Source organism: Sphingomonas chungangi (assembly GCF_013778325.1).
Lineage (GTDB): Bacteria > Pseudomonadota > Alphaproteobacteria > Sphingomonadales > Sphingomonadaceae > Solisphingomonas > Solisphingomonas chungangi.
This window is the reverse complement of record NZ_JACEIB010000002.1, coordinates 50,044-68,773: the sequence shown is the minus strand read 5'-3', so window position 1 is coordinate 68,773 and position 18,730 is coordinate 50,044. Positions and strand designations below refer to the sequence as shown.

Annotated in this window: 13 protein-coding genes; 6 read left to right on the top strand and 7 right to left on the bottom strand. The window is 66.7% G+C overall.

The features are described 5' to 3' along the window. Positions 1-4: 4 nt before the first annotated feature. On the top strand, positions 5-397 hold the full coding sequence (locus tag HZF05_RS03740; RefSeq protein WP_160366350.1) for a response regulator: 393 nt from the start codon (positions 5-7) through the stop codon (positions 395-397). Between the two features lie 153 nt (positions 398-550). Here the strand turns inward: HZF05_RS03740 and HZF05_RS03735 are convergent, their stop codons facing one another. Together HZF05_RS03735 and HZF05_RS03730 are read right to left on the bottom strand one after the other, a co-directional pair. After that, the gene (locus HZF05_RS03735; protein WP_160366349.1) at positions 551-1,882 is read right to left on the bottom strand and encodes an amidohydrolase; all 1,332 of its coding nucleotides are present in this window, start codon (positions 1,880-1,882) and stop codon (positions 551-553) included. A gap of 64 nt (positions 1,883-1,946) precedes the next feature. After that, a complete protein-coding gene (locus tag HZF05_RS03730; protein WP_343046824.1) occupies positions 1,947-2,402 on the bottom strand; it encodes a hypothetical protein in 456 nt (151 codons plus the stop codon). Positions 2,403-2,538: 136 nt separating this feature from the next. Here HZF05_RS03730 and HZF05_RS03725 point away from each other — a divergent pair, with 136 nt between their 5' ends. Next, the gene (locus HZF05_RS03725) at positions 2,539-3,963 is read left to right on the top strand and encodes a DUF4139 domain-containing protein (RefSeq protein WP_160366348.1); all 1,425 of its coding nucleotides are present in this window, start codon (positions 2,539-2,541) and stop codon (positions 3,961-3,963) included. Next, positions 3,963-5,468 (top strand): DUF4139 domain-containing protein, encoded by a 1,506-nt coding sequence (locus tag HZF05_RS03720; RefSeq protein ID WP_160366347.1) that lies wholly within the window; start codon positions 3,963-3,965, stop codon positions 5,466-5,468. The genes HZF05_RS03725 and HZF05_RS03720 overlap by 1 nt, the downstream gene beginning before the upstream one ends. A 2-nt stretch (positions 5,469-5,470) precedes the next feature. On the opposite strand, the gene HZF05_RS21730 is transcribed toward HZF05_RS03720, so the two are convergent. Both HZF05_RS21730 and HZF05_RS21725 read right to left on the bottom strand, forming a co-directional pair. After that, positions 5,471-6,358 (bottom strand): alkaline phosphatase family protein, encoded by an 888-nt coding sequence (locus HZF05_RS21730; RefSeq protein WP_246331570.1) that lies wholly within the window; start codon positions 6,356-6,358, stop codon positions 5,471-5,473. Further along, the gene (locus tag HZF05_RS21725; protein ID WP_246331547.1) at positions 6,304-7,122 is read right to left on the bottom strand and encodes an alkaline phosphatase family protein; all 819 of its coding nucleotides are present in this window, start codon (positions 7,120-7,122) and stop codon (positions 6,304-6,306) included. Before HZF05_RS21725 ends, HZF05_RS21730 begins: the two co-directional genes overlap by 55 nt. 75 nt (positions 7,123-7,197) lie before the next feature. Here HZF05_RS21725 and HZF05_RS03710 point away from each other — a divergent pair, with 75 nt between their 5' ends. Continuing rightward, positions 7,198-9,243, top strand: coding sequence for a protein-disulfide reductase DsbD family protein (locus tag HZF05_RS03710; protein ID WP_160366346.1), 2,046 nt, complete (start codon positions 7,198-7,200; stop codon positions 9,241-9,243). Here HZF05_RS03710 and dinB read toward each other — a convergent pair. From dinB to HZF05_RS03695, 3 genes are all read right to left on the bottom strand, one after another. Beyond that, positions 9,240-10,325, bottom strand: coding sequence for a DNA polymerase IV (gene dinB / locus HZF05_RS03705; protein WP_160366345.1), 1,086 nt, complete (start codon positions 10,323-10,325; stop codon positions 9,240-9,242). The two genes, HZF05_RS03710 and dinB, sit on opposite strands and share 4 nt — an antisense overlap. Further along, the gene (locus HZF05_RS21720; protein WP_160366344.1) at positions 10,325-11,278 is read right to left on the bottom strand and encodes a helix-turn-helix domain-containing protein; all 954 of its coding nucleotides are present in this window, start codon (positions 11,276-11,278) and stop codon (positions 10,325-10,327) included. Before HZF05_RS21720 ends, dinB begins: the two co-directional genes overlap by 1 nt. A gap of 86 nt (positions 11,279-11,364) precedes the next feature. Continuing rightward, complete coding sequence (locus tag HZF05_RS03695; RefSeq protein ID WP_160366343.1) at positions 11,365-12,300, bottom strand: YihY/virulence factor BrkB family protein; 936 nt, start codon at positions 12,298-12,300, stop codon at positions 11,365-11,367. Between the two features lie 319 nt (positions 12,301-12,619). Between HZF05_RS03695 and HZF05_RS03690 the strand changes: the two genes are divergently transcribed. After that, on the top strand, positions 12,620-14,518 hold the full coding sequence (locus HZF05_RS03690; RefSeq protein ID WP_246331545.1) for an autotransporter assembly complex protein TamA: 1,899 nt from the start codon (positions 12,620-12,622) through the stop codon (positions 14,516-14,518). Beyond that, entirely contained in the window at positions 14,518-18,729 is a 4,212-nt protein-coding gene (locus HZF05_RS03685) for a translocation/assembly module TamB domain-containing protein (protein WP_160366342.1), read from the top strand. The genes HZF05_RS03690 and HZF05_RS03685 overlap by 1 nt, the downstream gene beginning before the upstream one ends. The last annotated feature ends 1 nt before the right edge of the window (position 18,730 follow it).

Here is an 18,730-nt window from a genome sequence, read left to right as displayed (position 1 = left end):
GATCATGCCCGAAACCGAAATCCTGCTGATCGAGGATGATTGGGACATCGCCCAGATCACCCTGCTGGCGCTGGCGCTCGATCCGCGCATCGCGGCGCGCCACATCGAGGAGGGCGACGAGGCGATCCGTCAGATCAAGGCCGGGTCGCTGCGGCCCGACCTGATCGTGAGCGATCTGATGATGCCCGGTCTGAACGGCCTGCAGATCCTGGACATCCTGCAGCGGGAGGGGTTGAAGCGGATGCCCTTCGTGCTGATGACGGCGAAGGTCGGCCAGCGCGAGATCGCGACCTATCGCAAGCGCGGCGTCGACGGGGTGGTGATCAAGCCGTTCGATCCGCTGACCCTCGGCGGCGAACTGATGGCCTATGTCGAGAAACCGCGCGCTTACGGCTGAGCGGGAGACTTTTGCTGCGGAAGGCGTTGAGCGGGAATCAAAGCCTTCAGGGAGCAAGAAATGCGGTCGATCCTCCTTTATGTGATCGGGATTCCCATTCCCATCATCCTGCTGATCGCGCTCTGCACGCATCATTTCTGATCGTACGCACGGTCATTTGCTGCGGGTGACGCTCAGTACGGCCAGCGTCAGGATCTCCACGCCGGTGCGGATGGTCGGTTCGGGGTCCGGCGCGAAATATGGCGAGTGGTTGACCGGCAGCGGCTTTCCTTCCGCCTTGTATCGCGCGATCGTCTCGGGCGCGTAGCCGCCGATGCTGAAATAGACCGAGTGCGGCATGCCGGCGTCGACGAATTCCGAATAATCCTCGCTCGCTGTCCAGCCGGGCTTCTCCGCGGGCACCAGCGCGACGTTCGCGTCGCCGAGCGCGGGCTTGAGCACGGCCGACATGTCGGCGGCCAGCGCGCTGTCATTGTGCACCGGATTCGCAGCGAACGGATGCCTGATGTCGGGTGCCGGGGCATGTGCCATTTCGGCCACGGCGTTGGCCGTGGTCACCACGCCGTCGTTGAGCACCTTGCGCACGTCCGGTTCGTAGGAGCGGAGCGTCAGCTGCAGATCGGCATGGTCCGGGATGATGTTGGCGACGGTGCCGGCGTTGAACGAGCCGACCGTCACCACGCCGAACTTCTGCGGGTCCTTCTGGCGGCTGATCACAGTCTGGACGTCGTCGACGAAATGCGCTCCCTCGACGATCGGATCGATGCTTTTGTCCGGCATCGATCCGTGCGCGCCAACGCCCTTGAAGGTGATCAAGATTGTGTCCGACGCCGATGTGACGATGCCCTGCTTCACGTCGACATGCCCGATCTCGGTCGGCCCGACATGCGCGGCGAAGCCGTAATCCGGTTTGGGAAACTTCGTGAACAGCCCGTCGGCGAGCATCGCCTTGGCGCCCGCGACGATCTCCTCGGCGGGCTGGCCGACGAACATCAAGGTGCCGTGCCATTGGCCCTTCATCGCGAGCAGCGCCTCGGCGGTGCCGATCCACCAGGCCATGTGGCTGTCATGGCCGCAGGCATGCGCGACGAAGGTGGTCTTGCCGTCCGCGCCGGTCGTCTGCATCGTGCTCGCATAGGGCAGGCCCGTCTTCTCCTCGACCGGGAGCGCATCGAGTTCGGTGCGGACCAGCACCACCGGGCCGGGGCCGTTCTTGTAGATCGCGACGATGCCGGTCTTGCCGACATGCTCGGTGACGGTGAAGCCGAGCTTGCGCATCCGCGCGGCGAGGAGCGCCGAGGTCCGGGTCTCCTGAAACGCCAGTTCGGGATGGCTATGGAGATCCTTGTAGAGCGTTTCGAGGTCCGGATAGGTCTTCGCCAGACTGGCATCGATCTGTGCCTTCGCGGCCGGTACATCCAGCGGCGCGGCAATCGCTGCCGGAGCGGTGAGCGCGGACGCGAAAAGCAGCCATCCCTTGATCATCACAAACCCCTGTCCCGAACCGGTCGCACGGCAATCAAGACGAAAAGGCTGGGTGGTGCAACGATCAGGTGAACGGACTCGCGAGATCCCGCTTGAGGCCGAGCAACCGGACGACGCGCCCGTCCTCGATCACCGGGGCCGCGACCAGCCGCATCCAGCGACGCCCGCCGTCGGCCGGCCGCAATTCGGCGTCGAGTGTGAAGCCGCGACGGTGGCGGATTGCGTAGGCGCGAAGCCGTTCCATCAGCGCGCGCGAGCCTTCCTCGTAGAAGGGCAGCACCGCCTCGCGGACAGGGGCGGTGCCGATCGGGAGGCCGAACAGCGCATAGACCGCCGGCGACCAGGCGAGGCGGTTGTCGCTCAGATCGCATTCCCAGCGCCCGACATCGGCGATCGGGCGGAGCTGGTCCATGATCGGAGGCACATCGCCGCCGTTGAAGGTCATCCCCAGATCGAAGCGCTGCTCGCTTTCGAAGAGTGGCCAGCTGTGGGTGAGCGGCAACGCGGCGTCCGGCTTCACATTCCATCCCCGAAACGATCGGTCGCACGACTGTATGGCAATCAAGGTTAAAAGGGAATGAGCCACACTCGTCTTCAAGACATCTTGCCTGCCTTTGGAAATCCGCCATGATCCCGACCAAGACAGGGAGAGGCGTATGCGTAGAGCAGTTATGGCCAGCCTGATTCTGGCTCCGTCGATGGCGATCGCCCAGCCCACGCCGCAGGATCCGCCCGGTAGTGGCGGCACCGCGCAGGGCGATCTCTCCGTCACCATCTATTCGAACGATCTGGCGCTGGTGCAGGACGTGCGGCGGCTCGATCTGCCGTCAGGGCGCACGCGGCAGGCGTTCGCCGACGTCTCCGCCGCGATCCGGCCCGAGACGGTGAGCCTCGCGGCGCCCGATGCGACGGTGATCGAGCAGAATTTCGACTACGATCTGCTCAGCCCCTCCAGCCTGATGCAGAAGGCGGTGGGCGAGACCATCACGCTGGTGCGCACCAACCCCGGCACCGGCGCCGAGACAACCGAGCGCGCCAAGGTGCTGGCGGTCAACGGCGGCGTGGTGCTGCAGGTCGGCGACAAGATCGAGGTGCTGCGCGACGACGGCCTCCCCGTCCGGGCCATTTTCGACAAGGTGCCGGACAGCCTGCGCGCGCGTCCAACGCTTTCCGTCAGCCTCGCCAGCAGCCGCGCCGGGGCGCGGCCGGTGACGCTTTCCTACCTCTCCGGTGGGCTTGGCTGGAGCGCCGATTATGTCGCGCTGTTCGACGAGAAGGCCGGTACTATCGACGTGCAGGGCTGGGTGACGCTGCGCAACATCAGCGGTACCTCCTTCTACAATGCGAAGACCCTGTTGGTTGCGGGCGAGGTCGGGCAAAGCGGGGACGATACTAACCCGAACATCTACCGCCCGCGCCCCGTCGTCGCGCCGCTGCGCCGTGCTGGCACGGAAACGGCGGCGCGCGAGCAGCTCGGCGATTTCTATCTCTATCCGCTGCCCGAGCGCACCACGATCGCCGACAAGCAGACCAAACAGGTCAGCTTCCTCGACGTGAAGGGCGCGCCCGCGACCAGTGGCTATATCTATCACGCGCAGTGGAACGACAGTGCGGATCAGCCGCAGAGCGCGTCGAGCGTGCTCAAATTCTCGAATGCCTCGAAGGGCGGCCTCGGCGATGCTCTGCCTGCCGGCACGGTGCGCGTCTATATGCGCGACGCGCGCGGCCAACCCCAGTTCATCGGGGAGAACCATATCGACCACACACCGCAGGGCTCCGATCTCGTGATCCGCACCGGCGATGCCTTCGACGTAAAGGTACAGCCCACCGTAATCGACCGGACGCGGCTCTCTGCCGACCGCTGGCGCACGACCATGCGCTACACCGTCACCAACGCGAAGGACAAGCCGGTCACCGTCGAGCTGGTGCAGGACGGCGTGCCCTGGTGGTGGACCGACACCCGTATCACCGCCGAAAGCCTCAAGAGCGAGCATCACGACGCCGATACCGAGGTCTGGCAGGTCCCGGCGCCCGCCAACGGCACGACGATCGTCACCGCGACCTACGAAACCCGCATCTGATGCTCGCCCTGGCGGTGCTGCTCGCCGCCGCGATGCCGGCGGCCGCGACGGTGGAATCGCCGGCACCGGATCATGTTTCGCTCACCGTCTATCGCGATCCGACGCGGGGACGGCAGCAGGCGATGAACCTGCAATGGCTCGGCGGCTTCGCGCTGATCACCGAGACGCGGACGATCCATTTGCCGGCCGGCGATGCCTTGCTGCGGTTCGAGGGTGTCTCGGACGGCATCATCCCGGCGAGCGCGATCGTCACCGGGCTTCCCGGCGGCACGATCGAGAAGAACCGCGATGCGAAGCTGCTGTCTCCGGCGGCGCTGATCGACGGCACGCTCGGCCGCGAGGTGACGATCCGCCGCACCAACCGCAAGACCGGCAAGGTCCGTGAGGAGCAGGCGACGATCGTCGCCGGGCCCGCCAACGGCGTCGTGCTGAAGACCGAGAGCGGGATCGAGACGCTGGGCTGTGCCGGCCTCGCCGAACGCCCGCGCTACGATGGCGTGCCGGCAGGGCTGTCAGCCAAACCGGTGCTGAGCGTGCTCACCCGCAGTCCGCACGCGGCCGACGTGACGGTGAGCCTGTCCTACCTGGCCGGCGGCTTCGACTGGAGTGCGAGCTATGTCGCCAACCTCGCGCCCGATGGCCGCTCGCTCGATCTGTTCGCCTGGCTGACGCTCGCCGACGGTAACGCGCAGGCTTATTCCTCGGCGGATCTGCAGGCCGTGGCGGGCCGGGTCTCGCGGCGGAATATCCGCGAGATAGCGGGGCAAGCGGGCCGGCTCCAGCTGCGCTGCTACCCGCTCGGCACCACCACGTCGGACCTGCCGACGATCGAGCCCTATCATCGGGACGAGGAAGCCGCAGACGACATCGTGGTGACGGGCGCCCGCCGGTTCGCACCGATGGCGCTGATGGCGCCTGCACCGCCCCCGCCGCCGCCGCCCCCGCCCGAGGATTTGGGCGATCTGAAGCTCTACCGCGTGCCCGAGACGGTCGATGTCGCGCCTAACGGGCAGAGGCAGGTGGCGCTGCTCGTCCAGCACCGCGTGGCGTTCGAGAAACTTTACCGGATACGGCTGTTCAGCTGGATGGCGATGCAGGGCGTTCCCGCCACGATCGTGCTGCGGATGCGCAACGAGGAGAAGCAGGGGCTGGGCATTCCGCTTCCGGCGGGGACGACCGCGCTTTACGCGCCGCGTCAGGATGCGCGCCTGCTGCTCGGGCTCGGCACGATCGGCGATACCGCCAAGGGTGAGAGGACGCTGCTGACGGCGGGCGTCAGCCGCCAGATACTCGCCGAGCAGAGCGCGCGCGGTGCCGATCGCCACATCACGGTGACCAACGCCAGTCCCTTCCCCGTGCCGGTCGAGGTGGCGATCGGCATCGCGCAGGAAACCAACTACGGGAACGCCAGCGCGCCGCTGGAGCGGATCGACGGCCTCCAGACCTGGCGGGTCACGGTGCCGGCGAACGGCTCGGCCGGCCTCGACTATCGGATCGGGGACTAGCCTCAGTTCTTCGGCACGGGGCACAGGCCCCGGGTCACGTCGAGGCAGCGGCCGTCCACCGGCGGCGTCTGTATGCCGGCGAAGGCCGCCAGCGTCGGCGCGATGTCCACCGTTTCGGCCGGATCGTTGCGCGTGTCGCGCTGAGCGCCGGACCACCAGAACAGGATCGGCACCTGCCGGTCGTGATCCCAGGGCGAGCCGTGTCCGGCGACCACATCGCCCGGCCCGCGCGGGATGCCGAAGCTGGTGCGAGGCGCATAAGCGACCGCGATGTCGCCCGAACGATCGGCGTCGTAGCTCTCGTGGAAGCGCTGAACCATGCTGAGCGACGGCGCTTGCGTGTGCGGGGGCACGTCGGCTGCCTCCACCTCGGCGCGGGTGAAGGCGGCGCGCACCTGCGGCTGCTGCTTCAACCACGCCATGGTAGCCTCGCGCACCTTGGCGCGCAGCGCCTCATCCGGGCCGACATTGATGTATAGCTGCTGCGGATCGTCGCCGACGATCGGTTCGTAGGTGAGGCCGGTCGCGGCCATCACCGCCTTGTTGAGCTTCGAAACGAAGGCCGCGCTGTCGAGGCGGCTGGCTTCCGGATCGGCATCATGCTCGCGCTCGGCGGCGTCGGTCGCGCCGTGATCGGCGGTCACAACCACGACCACCGGCACGTCGAGATTCTGCAAATCGTCGAGGAAGCGGCCCAGCGTCTGGTCGAGCGCGGCCTGCTGCACGCACATCTCCGGCCCGCCATTGCCGTAGCGGTGGCCGATATAGTCGTTGGCGGAGAGGCTGACGGCGAGGACGTCGGTCGCCGGGCCGTGGCCGAGTTTCTGGTCGGCGATCAGCTTCTCGGCGAAGTCAACGACGGTCGCGTCGAACTGTGGCGAGGCGCGCAGGTTGTCCTGGAAGTCGGTCGTCTTGAGGAACTCCGGATTCTGCTCGGAGCGCGCGGCACGTGACCGGAAAGATCGATCTGGCCGAACCGGACCGGCTTCTCCATCGCCTGGCAGGTCGCCGAGGCGGCCGGGTAAAGCGGCGGCGGCGAGGCCTTCCAGTGGGAGAACAGCGCCTTGTTGAAGGCGTCGGCCGGCGCCGTCACCGCCGGGCCGGCAGGTCCGGCGAACGAGGATGTCGTGAAGCCGACACCGTCGTACCACCAATAGACGCCGTCGGCATGCTTGCCGGCCATGGTGATCGCCGCGCGGTCCTTGCCCGACACGGCGTAGCTGCGCGCGCCCGGCTCGACGGCCTTGATCCAGTCGCCGAGCGTGCCGACCTTCATGTTCTGCGGCCCCCGCGCATTGAGATCGGAGGAGCCCGGCGCCTGCACGCAATAGATGTTGGAGCCGGTCTTCACGTCGAACCAGCTGTTGGCGACGATGCCCGTATGCTCGGGGTGCATGCCGGTGAGGATGGTCGAATGGCCAGGGCAGGTCTCGGTCGCGGCGTGGCTCTGATAGCCGATGGGGAAGGCCGTGCCGGAGGACAGTGTCCTGAGGCCGCCCGTATAGCTGTCGAGGTAGCGCCTGTAGAGTTCGGACGAGAATTGATCGACCGAGATGGCGACGATCAGCTTCGGTTTTCCCGGCGGCGGAACGGCCTGTGTCGCACTGCTCCCCAGAAGGGCCGCGAAGCCCGCTGCAATCATCGCTGAACGCATCTATATGCCCCCGAAACGGTAACGATTTTCCGCGCGGCATCGAAACCGCAAGCAGATGAAGGATCAAGGGCGGCGATGGCTGTGATGCGTTTCGTATTGATGACAGTGGCGATGCTGCTCGGCCTCGCGACACCGGCCGCTGCGGAATTGGCCGGCAGCGGGGGGCCGCACATCACGGCCTCGCTGGTGCCGGAGAGCAGCGCGCCCGCGGCGGGCCAACGCACCACGCTCGCCATCTATATGGTGCCGCAGCCGGGCTGGCACGGTTACTGGCGGACGCCGGGCGACACCGGCTATCCGATGAAGATCGACTGGACGCTGCCCAAGGGGACGACGGCGGGCGATCCCGCCTATCCGGTGCCGACGACGCTGGTCATCGCAGGCCTGATGAACCACGTGTTCGAAAAGCCCTATGCGCTGCTGGTGCCGTTCGACGTACCGGCGGGGCTGGCGAAGGGCACGAAGCTGCCGGTTTCGGCCAAGCTCGATTACCTCGTCTGCTCCCCGAGCATCTGCGTACCTGAGAGTGCGAGCATATCGACCACGCTGACGGCCGGCGACGGAACGCCCGACGCGACATCCGCCGCGAAATTCGATGCTTGGCGCAAGGCGCTGCCCCGACCGCTCGGATCGCCCGCGGAGTTCGAGGTGAAGAACGGCAAGTTCCGCATCGCCGTGCCGTTGCCGGCCTCGGTGACTCCCAACCAGCCGCACCTGTTTGCCGTGACGGATGGCGCGGTGAACTACGCCGCCCCGCAGACCGTCAGCCGCGACGGCGACACGCTGGTGATCGAAACGGCGGCGGGCACGACGCCGCCGAAGAGTTTCGAGGGCGTGCTGTCGCTCGGCGACGGAACGGGTCTTTCGCTGACCGCCACGCCGGGCGCGGTTCCGGCGGCAGGGGCGTCGGGTACGGCCTCGCACGGCACGCTGATGCTGGCGCTGATCGCCTTCGCGGGAGCGCTGCTCGGCGGGCTGATCCTCAACATCATGCCCTGCGTCTTCCCGATCCTGAGTCTCAAGGCGCTGAGCCTCGCCAAGGCCGGCGGCGACGAGCGCACCGTGCGGCGCGAGGCGCTGGCCTATACGGCAGGTGTGATCCTCGTCTGCGTCGGGCTGGGCGGCGTGATCCTCGGCTTGAAGGCGGCTGGCACACAAGTCGGCTGGGCCTTCCAGCTGCAGGATCCGCGCGTGATCCTCGTCCTGATCCTCCTCACCAGCGCGATCGGCTTCAACCTGGCGGGGCTGTTCGAGTTCGGCGCCGTCTCGGCCGGTTCCGATCTGGCCGCCAAGGGCGGGACGGCCGGCGCCTTCTGGACGGGCGCGCTCGCCGCCTTCGTCGCCATGCCATGCACGGGCCCGTTCATGGCGAGCGCGCTCGGTGTGGCGGTAGAGCTGCCGGCCGCGGCGGCCCTGCTGGTCTTCGTTGGCCTCGGTATCGGTTTCGCGCTGCCGTTCTTGCTGATCGGCTACGTGCCCGCTTTCCGGCGTCTGCTGCCCAAGCCGGGTGGCTGGATGGAGACGTTCAAGCGCATCCTCGCCGTGCCGATGTTCCTAACGGCACTCGGCCTCGCCTGGGTGCTGGGGCATCAGACGCAGGCGAACGGCGTGGTGGTCGGTCTCGGCGCGGCGATGCTGCTCGCCTTCGGCTTGTGGCTCACCGGCCTGCGCCAGCGCGGCTTCAAAGCGGCGTCATGGGTGCCGGCCGCTGCGGGACTGCTGCTCGCGGTCGGGAGCATGGCCTTGCTGCCTCCGAAGGAGACGAAGGCGACGGAGGCGAGCACGACCTCGCAACCCTTCGACGAAGCTAAGCTCGCTGCGCTGCGTGCGCAAGGCAAGCCGGTGTTTCTCTACTTCACCGCCGACTGGTGCCTCTCCTGCAAGGTCAACGAAAAGGTGGCGATCGAGCGCACCGAGACGCAGGAGGCGTTCCGCAAGGCGGGCGTGGTCACGATGGTCGGCGACTGGACCGACGGCGATGCCGCGATCGGCAGGTTCCTGGAGGCGCATGGTCGCTCCGGCGTTCCGCTCTACCTCTGGTACGCGCCGGGCAGCAGTCAGCCGAAGGAGTTGCCGCAGGTCCTGACTCCGGGGCTTCTGGCAGGGCTGGCCAAATCCTAGAGGTCGAGCCCCAGCTGTCCGGATCGGGGTTCGCCCGGCTGCTCCAATCCTGAAAGGGTCAGGCCGAGGAGCCGAATCGGCCTGTCCACCGGGCAGAGCGCCAGCAGCAGCGCATGTCCGGCCTCGGTGAATTGCGCGCGATCCAGCACCGGCTCGGCGAAGCTTCTGGCCCGCGTGATGGTGTGGAAGTCGTTGTAGCGCAGTTTGAGCGTGATCGTGCGACCGCGCGATTCCGAGTTCTCGATGCGGGGCCAGACAGTGTCGATGATCTCGTCCAACGCTTCGATCAACTCCGAGGGCGAGACGAGATCGCGGAAGAAGGTGTTCTCCGCGCCGACCGATTTACGGGGGCGATCGTTGCGCACCTCGCGATGATCGATCCCGCGCGCGGCGCCGTAGAGATATTCGCCCCAGCTGCCGAAATTCCGGTTGAGCCACTCGAGCGGTTGCGCGCGCAGGTCCGCCCCCGTCTCGATGCCGAGCTGCGCCATCTTCTCGGCGGTGCGCGGACCGACCCCGTAAAAGCGCTTGACCGGTAACGACGCGACGAAGTCCGGCCCCTTGTGCGGCGGGATCACGCACAGGCCGTCGGGCTTGTTCTGGTCGGATGCCATCTTGGCGATGAACTTGTTGTAGGAGACGCCGGCCGAGGCCGTGAGACTGGTTTCTGCCCGAATCTCGGCGCGGATACGCTCTGCGGTAGCGGTGGCGGAGCCTAGGCCCGCCATGTCCTCGGTCACGTCCAGATAGGCCTCGTCGAGCGAGAGCGGTTCCCACAGCGGCGTGTAGCGGGCGAAAATCGCGCGGATCTGGCGCGAGACGTCGCGATACACTTCGAAGCGCGGCTTGACGAAGATCAGGTCCGGACAGAGTCTTCGCGCGCGGGAGGATGGCATGGCGGATCGCACGCCGAACTTGCGTGCCTCGTAGCTGGCGGCCGCCACCACGCCGCGTTCCCGCGATCCGCCCACCGCGACCGGCTTACCCCGCAGATCAGGATTATCCCGCTGTTCTACCGACGCATAGAAGGCGTCCATGTCGACATGGATGATCCGCCTTACCGGCGGTTCGGTTTCGTCCATCAGAGATGCAGGTCGGACGGCCCCTCCAGATGGAGATAGGTCGCATCGAAATCGCCGATCGCGACCAGCGCGCGCCAATCGTGGATCGTCACCGACTTGCCGGTGGCGGTGATCAGCCCCTGCTTGCGGAACTGGGCGAGCACGCGGTTGGTGTGGATCGGCGTGACGCCGAGCGCATCGGCTATGTCGGTCTGGGTCAGCGGCAGCTCGAAGCTGCCGTTGGTGACGAGGCCGACCCGCTTCAGACGCACCGCAAGCTCGCAAAACAGGTGCGCGGTGCGGCTGCGCGCATCGCGGCGGCCGATGTTGAGCAAGGCCTCGCGCTGGATCGAGGCATCCAGCAGCGTATCGTACCAGAAGGCGCGGGCGAGCGCGGGGACTTCCTCTGCGGTCTCCAGGATCGCCTTGTGCGGCACCAGCACGACGGCAGCGTTGCGCACCGTCTCGATCGTATGATCGGCGACCTTGAAGAGGACGGTGTGAAGATCGACCATGTCGCCCGGCACGTGGAAGGAGATGATCTGCCGCCGCCCGGTCGATGCGATCTTGGACCGGTAGACGATGCCTTCCAGCACCATGCAGGCGTGGGTGGGCTTCTCGCCCTCCTCGACGATGCGACTGCGCGCGGCGGTGCGCACCAGTTTCTGCGGCAGCGCGCGCAGCGCAGCCTTCTCGTCATCGGTCAACCTATCCCGAATCTCGATCTTCTCGAGAAAGGGATCGAGATAGTGACGAACGGCTTCATGCATACGCTTGCTTCCCCGCGCGTTTCTATTGCGCAGAACAGGATCGTCGCGCAAGCGTTGGAGCGAGGTCAACCGGGGAGTTACGGTCATGATCAGGGGGTTGGCCATGTCGGCCGTTATCGGTTTCGCACGGAAGAAGGCGGGGGTTTCCACGATCGGCACGATCCCGGCGGCGCTGCTGACCAGCGGCGCATCGCTGATGCTCACCGGGGGGAAACGGCCTGTCGGGCTCGCGGTGGCGGCGCTGGGCGGTTTCCTGCTGTGGCGCGAAATCGAGCGCGAGCGGGAGCATCTCAGCTCTGAGCCCGCGCTTCCGCCGCCATCGCCCGGCGATGCTTCTGCGGCCACAGCACCGCGTTGATCGTCGCGCCGAGCAGGATGGCGTAGGCCGAGACGTAGAACCACATCAGCAGCACCACCACCGCGCTCAGCGATCCGTAGGTGGCGTTGTAGTTGCCGAAGCTCGACACGTAGAGGCCAAGGCCCACCGTCGCTGCCAGCCACAACAAGGTGGCGATGCCGGAGCCCATGCTGATCCATTGCCATCCGGTCGGTGCGCGGTTGGGGCCGAAGCGGTAGGCGCCGCCGATCGCCGCGCTTGCGAGCAATGCCGCCAGAATCCATGTCGCGATCTTGATCACGATCAGGGCGACAGGTCCGAGATCCGTCAGCACTGTCTGCAGCCATCCGAGGATGGTGGCCGCGAGCAGCCCGGTAACCGCCACGCCCACCGCGCCGACGATGATCCCCATCGACACGAAGGTGCCCATGATGAAGCCGCGGCCCTCATCCTGCTGCCCGTAGATAACGTTGAGAGCCGCCATGATCGCGGTGGAGGCGCGGGTGGCGCCGTAGATGGCGATCACCAGCGCCACGATCAGCCCGAAGCCGGTCTTGCCGGAGGAGGCCGTCACCACCGCCACCAATTGGTCGAGGATCAGCTTGGCGGCATCGTGCGGCACGACGGTGATGATCGTGCGGATATGGTCTGCGACGGTCGCGGGATCGGCGATCAACCCGTAGGTGAGGATCACGGCCGCCAGCAGCGGCACCAGCGACAGGAAGCAGTAGAAGGCTACGCCCGCCGCCATCAGTGCGACATTGTCGCGACTGATCTTGGCGATCAGCTTCCCGAAGAAACCCTTGCCGGCTTCCTCCGCACGGTGCGCGAATTCGCGAGTCCGCTCGAAGCGCTGGTGTTGCGGGGCGTTATCCGTTTCGTCCTGCATGGGGCAACAATGATCGAAGGCTCGTATATTTCCGGTGCGACGAACCGTTAACTTTCGCCGGAACCCATGTTGCGATGCGGCGTTGGCCGAACGGGAGCGATACATCGCGTCGGGTAGGAAGGGGTGTGGGGTGCGATCAGGGGGTGATTTCCGTGTCGGTACCGGCAGCCCTTTGATTTCCGCTCTGGCCCTGGCGCTGGCAATCGCCGCGCCTGCTCATGCTCGCAAGGATCCGTCGCAAATATCGGATCAGCCCGATCGGGCGGTCGATCCGGCCACTGATCCGTCCTTTAACGCCGCCTTGCCGTCGCTCGACAGCATGCAGGCGCCTCCTGCGACCGTCGTGCCGACGCAGCCTGCGACGGCTCCGGTCGCCAACGATCCCGCGCTTGGGCAGCCGCTGCCGCCGCTGGCCGGCTTCGATCCGACGCCGGACACCAGCAAGGCAAGCGTGCCAGGCACCGAGGAAACCCGCATTCGCTACACGGTGAAGATCGAGGGCCTTTCCAAGATCGGTCTCGAAGACGAGTTCCGCAGTCTGTCCGAACTGGAGGCCGGCCGGAAGAAGGCCGCCAACGCCGCGCAGGTGACGGCACGCGCCAAGGATGACGAGCAACTCGCCGCCAAGATCCTGCGGTCCGAAGGCTATTATGACGGCGTAGCTTCCTCGACTGTCTTGGCGGTGCCCAATCAACCGGGGCAGGTGACGGCAACGATCAGCGCCACACCGGGGCCGCGCTACACGCTCTCCAGCATCCTGATCACCGGTGCCGATCCCGAGCCGACCGGCATCGCGACGAGTGCGCTGACGTCGGCGATCAAGGTTGGCGATCCGATCCGCTCGCTCAACATCACGGGCGGCGAGGCGCAGGTGGCGCTGGCGCTGCCGCAGCAGGGCTATCCCTTCGCCAAGGTCGGCGACCGTGACGTGCTGCTCGATGGCGACAAGCATACGGGCGATTATACATTGCCGCTTACCGCCGGGCCGAAATCGAGCTTTGGGCGCGTCCGGCCTTCGGAGAAAAGCCCGAAAATCTTCTCCGAGAAACATCTCGCGGTGTTCCCGCGATTCAAGCCCGGCGATCTCTACGACAGCCGCAAGGCCGACGATCTGCGGCAGGCGCTGGTCGCCACCGGCATTTTTTCGACCGTCGCGATCCAGCCTGTCGACACCGGCGTGAAGGCGGCGGACGGCACCGAGATCACCGATCTGGAGGTCACGCAGGAAAAGGGACCTTGGCACAGCTGGGCGGCGGATGCCGGCTACGGTACAGGGCAGGGCATCAAGGGTGAGGTGACCTGGACGGCGCGCAACATGTTCCCGCCGGAGGGGGCGCTGATCCTCGGCGTGATCGGCGGCACGCAGGAGCAGGGGGCGAACGCCACCTTCCGCCGCTCCAACGCCGGTCGGCGCGACAAGACCTTCCAGATCACCGGCGGCTTCGATCGCTCAAACTACGACGCTTACGACGCCAAATCGATCAACCTCGGCATCAACTGGTCCCGCCAGTCGACGCCGATCTGGCAGAAGCGCTGGACCTACAGCTATGGCGCTGAACTGGTCGGCACCAACGAGCAGGGTGCCGCGCTCGATGCGACCGGAGACCGGCCGCGCAAGAACTACCTGATCGCCGCGTTGCCGATGCAGGTGCAGTACGACCGTTCCAACGATCTGCTGAACCCCACCACCGGTTATCGCATATTGGCGCGGGTCAGCCCCGAAGGCTCGATCCACAAGGGCGTGAAGGGCTATGGCCGGCTGACGGGCCAGGTGACCGGCTATTATCCCATCGGCAAGTCGATCGTGCTGGCGGGCCGCGTACTGGTCAGCTCGATCGTTGGGGTGAACGATATCGGCGAGATCGCCCCGTCGCGGCGCATCTACGTCGGCGGCGGCGGATCGGTGCGCGGCTTCGGCTATCAGCAGCTCGGCCCCAAGGACGCGCAGAACAACCCGATCGGCGGCCTCTCCTCCACCGAGTTCGCCGCCGAGGTCCGCTACCGCTTCGGCAACTTCGGCGTGGTGCCCTTCTTCGACGGCGGCCGGCTCGGCGAAAGTTCCACTCCAGGCATTGGAGGCATGCGCTACGGCGCGGGCATCGGCGGACGCTATTATACCAATTTCGGCCCGCTGCGCGTCGATGTCGCGACCCCGATCGCGCGCAAGCCGGGCGAATCCAAGATCGCGCTCTATATCTCGATCGGGCAGGCTTTCTGATGGCGGTCGAGGGCGGAGAGACCGAAACCGTGGTGATCGTTCGCAAGCCGCTCTGGCAACGGATCGCGGCGGGCATCGCCGTGGTGCTGGCGATTCTGCTCGGCCTGATCGTGGCGCTGATCCTCGGGCTCAACACCGGGCCGGGCAAGCGCTTCCTCGCACACCAGCTCGGTGCCTACACCACGGTATCCGGCATAAACATCCGCGTTGGCCAGATCGAGGGATCGATCTACAGCCATATGATCCTCCACGATCTGGAAATACGCGACCAGAACGGCGCGTTCATCACCTCGCCGCTGGTCGACATCCAGTGGCATCCCTTCGCCTACATCCACTCCAAGATCGATCTCGACAGCGTGACGGCGGGCGAGATCCGGATGCTGCGCAATCCGGCGCTCAAGCCCGTGCCGAGCGACCCCAACGCGCCGACCATTCCCGATATCGACCTGACCCTGAAGCATCTTCACATCGATCGCTTCATCCTCGAGCCGCCGGTGACGGGCAAGCGATCGATCGTGAAGATCGACGGCAATGCGGCAATCTCCGATGGGCGCGCGCAATTGCTGGTCGATGCCGACACGATCGCCGCGCCGGGCGTAGCCGGCGGCGACAGGCTGCACGCGCTGATCGATGCGGTGCCGGCGGAGAACCGCCTCAAGATCGACGTGAAGCTCGATGCGTCTGCGGGCGGGCTGGTGGACAGCTACGGCAAGCTCGGGCGGCCGCTCACGCTCTCTGTCGGCGGGCAGGGTGACTGGCATCTGTGGCAGGGCAAGGCGGCGGCGACGCTGGGCGGCCAGCCGCTGATGGAGGTCGACCTCACCGGCAAGGATGGCACCTTCCGCGCGTTCGGCAATGTCATGCCTTCGATCATGTTGACCGGCCCCGCTGCCCGCATGACGTCACCGGCGATCCGCATCGACGGCACGGTGTCGCTTGACAAGCGCGTTGCGAACACGAATGTCAGCCTCGCCTCGGCGGCGTTCGCGGCGCACGCGCAGGGCATCCTCGATTTCGACAAGAGCCGCTTCGGCAATTTCGAGGTCGCCGCGCGCCTGCTGACGCCGGGCGCCATCGCGCCGAACCTCGCCGGCAGGAACGTGCAGGTACAGGCGACGCTCGACGGCGGCTTCCTCGCGCCGACCATCGCCTACAAGGCCTCGGCCGACAGCATCGCCTTCGGCGCAACCGGCATCGAGGGCCTGCAGGCGAGCGGCATGGCGCACACGCAGGCCGACAAGTGGATCGTCCCCATCCATGCTACCGCGCGGCGGGTGAGCGGCCTGAATGCGGCGGCGGGCGGCCTCGTCACCAACATCCGGGTGGACGGCGACATCGCCTATGCCAAGCAGCAGGTGTTCTCGGACAACCTCCACCTGCGCTCCGACAGGATCGACGCAACGGCACTTGTCCTCGCCGATCTTTCTACCGGCACATACACCGGCGCGCTCAAGGGGCGGGTGAACGACTACAATGTGGACGGCCTCGGCCGGATCAATCTCGTCACCGACGCCAAGCTGGTGCCGACCGACAATGGCGGCTTCGGCATCAAGGGCCATGTCCGGATCAACACGAAGAAGATCACCAATGCCGGCCTCGCCCAGCAGCTCGGCGGCAATGCGGTGATCACGGCGGATGTCGGTTACGATCCACGCGCGGGCGCGACGATCGGCAATTTGCGGATGACCGCGCCCGATCTGCGGATCGATCACGGCAGCGGCTCCTACAACCTCACCACCGGCCAGATCCGCGCGCAGGCGAGCGCTTGGTCGCGGACCTACGGCCCCGCCACGATCGTCGCCTCCGGCACGCTCGCCAATCCGCGCGCCGAGCTGAAGGCGGTGCATCCCGGTGTCGGCATCGGCCTCGCCAATCTCGATGCGGTGCTGACCGGATCGGCGGCGGGCTATCGCGTGCAGGCGAAGGGCGGATCGGACTATGGGCCGTTTACCGCCGACGTCCTGATAAAGGCCGGCAAGGGACCGCTGGCGATCGGTGTTAACTCGCTGCTGGTCGCGGGCATCAACGTCCACGGCAATATCGTGCAGACTGCCGCCGGGCCGTTCGCCGGGACGCTTTTCGTCAGCGGATCGGGCCTGAGCGGACAGGTCGCGCTGGCGGCGGCGGGGAAGAACCAGAAGGCCGACGTCAACCTCACCGCAACCCAGGCGAAGCTGCCGGGCAAGGTGCCGGTGACAATCGGCTCCGGACTGATCCGCGCGACCGTGCTGGTCCTGCCGTCCGGCCCCTCGATCAACGGCTCGGCGGCGTTCGTGGATGTGCGCAGTGGTTCGTTGCTGGTCCGCTCGGCGCGTGCCAAGATCAACTATGCCGGCGGACGCGGCACGGCAGCGGTGACAGCGGCGGGCACCAGCGGCGTGCCGTTCGACGTGGCGGCGCAGGCGCAGTTCACGCCAGAGCGCATCCTCGCCAACATCAAGGGATCGGCCAATTCGATCCCGTTCAGCCTCGCCCGGCCTGCGACGATCGTGAAGCAGGGCAAGGATTATGTCCTCCAACCCGCCACCATCCAGTTCAGCCAGGGCAGCATCGATCTCTCCGGCCGCTACGGCGCCGTCACCGAGGCGCACGCCAAGCTCAACGACATGGACATCGGCATCGCGCAGGCCTTCGCGCCCTCGCTCGGCCTCTCGGGCAAGGCGAACGGCACGGTGGACCTCACCATGCACGGTTCGGCCATCCCCGATGCCCGTGCCCGCGTCGACATCAGCAACTTCACCCGCACAGGCGCGCTGGTCATCTCCGATCCGGTCGACATCGCGATCCTCGGCACGCTGGGGCGCGAGGGCAATGCGGTGAACGCGCTGATCCGGCGCGGCGGCACCAATATCGGCCGCGTGCAGGTGCGGATGGCGGCGGCCTCTTCGGTCTCCGGCCTGATGGAGGGGCCGATCTCGGGCGGCATCCGCTATAACGGCCCGGCCGAGGTGCTGTGGACGCTGACCGGCATCGGCGGCCAGACGCTCGCCGGCCCGATCGCGATCGGCGCGGACTTCTCGGGCAAGGTCTCGGCGCCGCAGGTAACGGGCGTGATCCGCGCCAACCAGCTGCGCTACGAGAACACCACCACCGGCACGACGATCACCAGTCTGGCGCTGGACGGGCGCTTCACCCAATCGCAGTTCCAGCTCAACAGCCTGAGCGGCAATGCCGGCAAGGGCACGATCCAGGCGTCGGGTTCGGTGGGCTTCGCGGCGGACAGCGGCTTCCCGATCGACATCACCGCCAAGCTCGACAACGCCCAGCTCGCCCATTCGGACGGGATGAGCGGCACCGCGTCCGGCACGATCCACGTCACCAACTCGAAAGCGGCGGGCGGGCTGATCCAGGGCGACATCCACATCCAGGAGGCGCGCTACAACTACGTCCGCAACGACGCCGCGCAGGTTACCGAGCTGACCGGCGTCCGCCGCAAGGGGGCGCCGTCGCCCGATCCGAACGCGGCCGCCGCCATGCAAGGCCCGGCGCCGAGCAACTGGAAGCTCGACATCAAGATCCGCGGCGACAACCAGATCTTCGTTTCCGGCATGGGCCTCGAATCCGAGTGGAGCACGCGGATGCAGGTCGGCGGCACCGTCACGGCACCGACGGTGGTGGGCAAGCTGCAGGTCGTGCGCGGCACCTACACCTTCGCCAGCCGCCGCCTCGACGTGGCGGACACGAGCACGGTGCAGTTCAACGGCCCGCTGCTCGATCCCGATCTCAACATCACCGCCACCACATCGGTGGAGAGCGTCGATATCGGCATCAACATCGACGGCGACGCGCTGCACCCGCAGATCACCTTCACCTCGACGCCCTCGCTGCCGCAGGACGAGGTGATGTCGCGGCTGTTGTTCGGTTCCTCGGTCACCTCGCTGTCGCCGATGGAGGCGTTGCAACTCGCCGCCGCGCTCAATTCGCTGAGGACCGGTGGTGGTGGCGCGGGCGCGCTCGGCAAGCTGCGTGGTGCGACCGGCCTCGATCGACTGCGCGTGTTGGGGTCGGACCAGACCAGCGGGCGCGGCACCAGCCTTGCTGCAGGCAAATACATCTCCAAGAACATCTATGTGGAGGTGATCAGCGACGCCAAGGGCTTCACCCAGACCCAGCTGACCATCGCCCTCTCCCGCGCGCTCAGCATCCTGAGCCAGGCGGGCGGCGTGACTGGGCCGTCCATCACGCTGAAATACTCCAAGCAATATCACTGAG

Coding starts and splice junctions, on each gene's coding strand:
- HZF05_RS03740 (WP_160366350.1), top strand. CDS start 5: ATGCCCGAAACCGAAATCCTGCTGATCGAGGATGATTGGGACATCGCC.
- HZF05_RS03735 (WP_160366349.1), bottom strand. CDS start 1,882: ATGATCAAGGGATGGCTGCTTTTCGCGTCCGCGCTCACCGCTCCGGCA.
- HZF05_RS03725 (WP_160366348.1), top strand. CDS start 2,539: ATGCGTAGAGCAGTTATGGCCAGCCTGATTCTGGCTCCGTCGATGGCG.
- HZF05_RS03720 (WP_160366347.1), top strand. CDS start 3,963: ATGCTCGCCCTGGCGGTGCTGCTCGCCGCCGCGATGCCGGCGGCCGCG.
- HZF05_RS21725 (WP_246331547.1), bottom strand. CDS start 7,122: ATGCGTTCAGCGATGATTGCAGCGGGCTTCGCGGCCCTTCTGGGGAGC.
- HZF05_RS03710 (WP_160366346.1), top strand. CDS start 7,198: ATGGCTGTGATGCGTTTCGTATTGATGACAGTGGCGATGCTGCTCGGC.
- dinB (WP_160366345.1), bottom strand. CDS start 10,325: ATGGACGAAACCGAACCGCCGGTAAGGCGGATCATCCATGTCGACATG.
- HZF05_RS03695 (WP_160366343.1), bottom strand. CDS start 12,300: ATGCAGGACGAAACGGATAACGCCCCGCAACACCAGCGCTTCGAGCGG.
- HZF05_RS03690 (WP_246331545.1), top strand. CDS start 12,620: ATGCAGGCGCCTCCTGCGACCGTCGTGCCGACGCAGCCTGCGACGGCT.
- HZF05_RS03685 (WP_160366342.1), top strand. CDS start 14,518: ATGGCGGTCGAGGGCGGAGAGACCGAAACCGTGGTGATCGTTCGCAAG.